The sequence below is a fragment of the Prevotella sp. MGM2 genome (assembly GCF_002933955.1).
Lineage (GTDB): Bacteria > Bacteroidota > Bacteroidia > Bacteroidales > Bacteroidaceae > Alloprevotella.
The window spans coordinates 1-4,328 of the sequence record NZ_BEWW01000208.1 but is presented as its reverse complement, the minus strand read 5'-3'; the positions used below and the strand labels follow the sequence as shown (position 1 = coordinate 4,328).

The window sequence follows — 4,328 nt, the reverse complement described above, 5'->3', positions numbered from 1 at the left end:
TTTTAAAATTTCTTAATGTTCCTGAAGGTTCAATATGTTAAAGTCGAAAGAATGAAAATCCTACTTGTCCGTCTCATCAAAACGGCCATATCATGGGGATGAAAATCACAGATAGGATAAGACAGATGATGTTAAGCGGCAACCCTACTTTCACAAAGTCGGAGAAACGGTAGTTGCCCACGCCTTGCACGATGAGATTGGTTTGATAACCGATGGGGGTGGAAAAACTTGACGAGGCCGCCATGCAGATGGTTACGAAAAAAGGCATGGGGCTCACGCCCAAATGGTCGGCTATCGAGAGCGAGATGGGAAACGCCAGTGCCGCCGCCGCATTGTTGGTCATCAGTTCGGTAAAGAGATTGGTGATGACAAAAACCACTGCCAGCAACACCAATGGTCCGTAGTCGTTGCTCAGCCCTACGGCAAAACCCGCTACGGCATCGGCCATGCCGGAGTTTTGCATGGCGCGGCTGATGGCAAAGGCCGAGGCTATGGTTATTAGGATGTCCCATGAAATGAATTTGGTGTACTTGCGGGCAGGAAAAATGTTGAACCACGCCATCATCACCGTTACTACGCACACAAAGAAGAACATGTCGAACTTCATGTCCGGCATAGCCTCGCGCATGAAGGGAAGCTCGCCAATGGTGGCGCCACCCACCATCACCATCAGAAGGATGACGGCAAACCATCGCTTGCGCACACTCATCTGCGGTTCCGGCTCCTTGCCGTTCGACACCATAAGGAAAAAAGAGGAATCGCCCCAGTTCTGCATGAACGCATCATCGGCCAGCAGCACCAGAGTGTCACCCTCACGAAAGTGTTCCTTACGCATGTCATGCACGATAAGCGTCTTTCCGTCGCGCTTTATTTCGAGAAGCAACGCGCCGTATTTCTGCTTGAAATCAAAATCACGCACCCGGCGGTTAATGGCCGGAAAACGCGCTCCCAAAACGACTTCCACACGCTGAAGGCCCTGTTGCTTTTCCGCATCTACGGCTGCATCGGAAGGCTCCTCACGCCGGTCGGGCAAAAAGTACTGCGAAACCATTAAAATATACACCCCGCCCGCCAAGGCTATTATAAAACCTATTTTTCCTAATTCGAACATGGAAAATCCCTCAAAACCGCTCTCTATGACCATGCCGTGAACCACCAGATTGGTGCTCGTGCCGATAAGGGTACACATGCCACCCAAAATAGTGGCATAAGAAAGCGGGATGAGCAGTTTCGTGGCCGGCAGCCTCATCCGCTCTGCCCACCGTTTTATCATCGGGGCGAAAATGACAACGACCGGCGTATTGTTCAGAAAAGCCGAAATGAACGCGATAACCGGTATCATGCGCAATTGTACCTTGCGTATGCCGGCGTCCTTTTTCGGCAGAAGTTTCAGCAGAAGCTTCTCCAGCAATCCCGAACGGCGTACTCCTTCGCTCACGAGGAAAAGCATGGCTACGGTAATCATACCCTTGTTGGCAAATCCTTCCACCATTTCCGACGGCGAGAGAATGCCGGCACATAAAAACACAACTGCGCCGGAAAGTAGGATAAGCCCCGGGCGCATGCGGTCCTTGATAAGCGCCAGAATTAAAAAAGCTAGAATTATAACAACAAAAATGGTTTGGAAGGTCACAGGCTATGATGTCTTTATGTGAAAACTTTCAGGAATAATTGGAGAATCCGCCCATACAGTCGGATCTCTTTCCGAGACAGCGGCGGTAATGAATGTACCGGCTTTTAACGTACAAAGAAAAAAGGATTGAGCAGGTCGGCCTTGTTATATACAACCGGACAGCCCGTTTCGGCGTCTACCACCTCCCGTCCGGCCGCCAAAGCTATGGCGTGTCCGGCCGCAGTGTCCCATTCCATCGTCGGGGCCAGTCGCGGATAGACATCGGCAACGCCTTCTGCAACCAGACATATTTTGAGCGAACTACCGGCCGATCGGAGTATCACCTCGCCATGTTCGCGGCGGCACGCCTCTACGAAGGCTTCCGTTTCGGCCGACAGATGCGAACGCGAGGCAACGACTGTAAAAGGCCGGTCCTCCGGTAGTGTTGACAGAGGAAGTGCCTCGACGTCCGGCGATACCGTTCCGTCCTCACTGACAGCGGCACGGAAAGCCCCGGCCTCACTGCCCCAGTAGATCCGACGGGCTACGGGTACGTAGATGACTCCCAAAACAGGCACACCTTTGTGTACCAGAGCTATGTTGACGGTAAATTCTCCGTTGCGCTTAAGAAATTCTTTGGTGCCGTCGAGCGGATCGGCTATCCACAGGGTTTGCCATTCGCGGCGCACTTCATAATTCTCGTGGGCGCCTTCTTCGCTCAACAAGGGCCAAGGCGTTGTCATCAGAGCTTCTGCTATGACGGCATGTGCACGGCGGTCGGCCAGCGTAAGGGGAGAGTTGTCGGCCTTGCGCTCCACCTGCCAGTCGGAGTCGGGACTGTCGTATATTTCCATGATGGCTTGTCCGGCCGCAACGGCGGTGCGAATGGCCAAAGGAAGATGCTTTTCTGCTGGAATCATATAGGGAAAACGGGGTTCAATTTTCAGGAAAAGGATTTAAGAGCTTACAAAATTAGTCCATCCGTACCATATAGGAGGGCTGATTACGCAAAAAAATGAGAAAACGGACAGAAAGAAACCGAAAGCAGTTATAAATAAACTGAAAACCATTATAGAAAAAACGATAATGCCAAAACTGTTTCTTAACTTCGCAGCCAACAAATATGTCTCTATCCGAGATTTAAAAAGATATGAATTATGACTAACGGACGACTGCTCTGGGTGGATGATGAGATTGACCTGCTTAAGGGACACATTATGTTTTTACAAAACAAAGGTTACGAGGTGGCCACGTGCTCCAACGGCACCGATGCGGTTGAACTGTGTCGCAACCGCGCCTTCGACCTTATTCTTCTGGACGAGAACATGCCGGGCCTGAGCGGCCTTGAGACGCTGGCCGGAATAAAGGACATAAGCCCCAACGTACCTGTGGTGATGGTCACCAAGAACGAGGCCGAAGACCTCATGGACCAGGCCATCGGATCGAAGATTGCAGACTATCTGCTCAAACCCGTCAACCCCAAGCAAATACTTCTCACACTCAAGAAGAACATCCACCGCCATGAGATACAGCAGGAAGCCGTACAGACGGGCTATAGGCGGGAGTTCGGACGGATAGGCGTACAGATGAGCGAGAATCTCAGCGCCGGAGAATGGACAGAACTTTACAAACGTCTCGTCCACTGGGAACTGGAGCTCGACGGTGCCGACAGTGCGATGGGAGAGATGCTGCGGATGCAGAAGGAAGAAGCCAACCTGACATTTGCCAAATTTATCCGGCGCAATTACGAGCGCTGGATGTCCCATCCCGAGGAACGCCCCATGATGAGTCCCGATGTGTTTAAGCGGGAGGTTTTTCCGCGCCTGGCGGCGGGGAAGAAAGTGTTCCTTCTCATACTCGACAACCTGCGCTTCGACCAATGGCGCGTGCTGGGAACCGAGCTGGCCGAGCAGTTCGACATAGACGAACGCCTCTACTTCAGCATTCTGCCCACCTCCACCCAATACGCCCGCAACGCCATTTTTGCCGGACTCATGCCGGGGAAAATACGCGAGATGTATCCCGACCTTTGGGTAGACGAGGAAGAAGACGAAGGCAAAAACCTCTGTGAGGAAGCCCTCATCCGCCACCAGCTCGACCGGTACCGCCGCCGCGAGCAGTTCACCTATCACAAAATCAACGACTCGGTGGCCGCCGACAAATTGCTCTCCAACTTTTCGCCGCTTACGAAGTCACCACTCAACATTCTGGTGATAAATTTCATAGACATTCTCTCACATGCCCGCACAGAATCGAGAATGGTGCGCGAGCTGGCCGGAGGCGAAGCTGCCTACCGTAGCATCACGCTGTCGTGGTTCAGACACACCCCAATCAAAGACCTCTTCAGCGCACTGGCCTCGCTTGATTATGAAATAATCATCACCACGGACCATGGCAGCATACGCGCCACGGCACCGGTGAAGGTTGTGGGCGACCGCAACGTCAACACCAACCTGCGCTACAAGCTGGGCCGCAACTTGAGCTATAATCCCAAAGAAGTCTTTGAGATACGCCATCCCCAGCGCTTCGGGCTGCCAGCCCCCAATCTTTCCACAACCTACATCTTCGCTCAAGGCGACAAGTTCTTCGCTTATCCCAACAACTACAACTACTACGTGAGCTACTACAAGGATACTTTCCAGCACGGCGGTGTCTCGCTTGAGGAAATGATCATTCCCCTCGTCACGTTGCGTCCCAAAAAACGATAGGTCAGAGA

General features: G+C 52.3%; 3 protein-coding genes. 1 reads left to right on the top strand and 2 read right to left on the bottom strand.

What is annotated here, in order from left to right; genetic code table 11:
• Window positions 1-76: 76 nt before the first annotated feature.
• Window positions 77-1,633, bottom strand: coding sequence for an SLC13 family permease (locus C5S62_RS05005; protein ID WP_104404321.1), 1,557 nt, complete (start codon window positions 1,631-1,633; stop codon window positions 77-79).
• A gap of 104 nt (window positions 1,634-1,737) precedes the next feature.
• Window positions 1,738-2,532, bottom strand: coding sequence for a 3'(2'),5'-bisphosphate nucleotidase CysQ (gene cysQ / locus C5S62_RS05000; RefSeq protein WP_104404320.1), 795 nt, complete (start codon window positions 2,530-2,532; stop codon window positions 1,738-1,740).
• Window positions 2,533-2,769: 237 nt separating this feature from the next.
• On the opposite strand from cysQ, the gene C5S62_RS04995 reads away from it, so the two are divergent.
• A complete protein-coding gene (locus C5S62_RS04995) occupies window positions 2,770-4,320 on the top strand; it encodes a bifunctional response regulator/alkaline phosphatase family protein (protein WP_104404319.1) in 1,551 nt (516 codons plus the stop codon).
• Window positions 4,321-4,328: the final 8 nt, after the last annotated feature.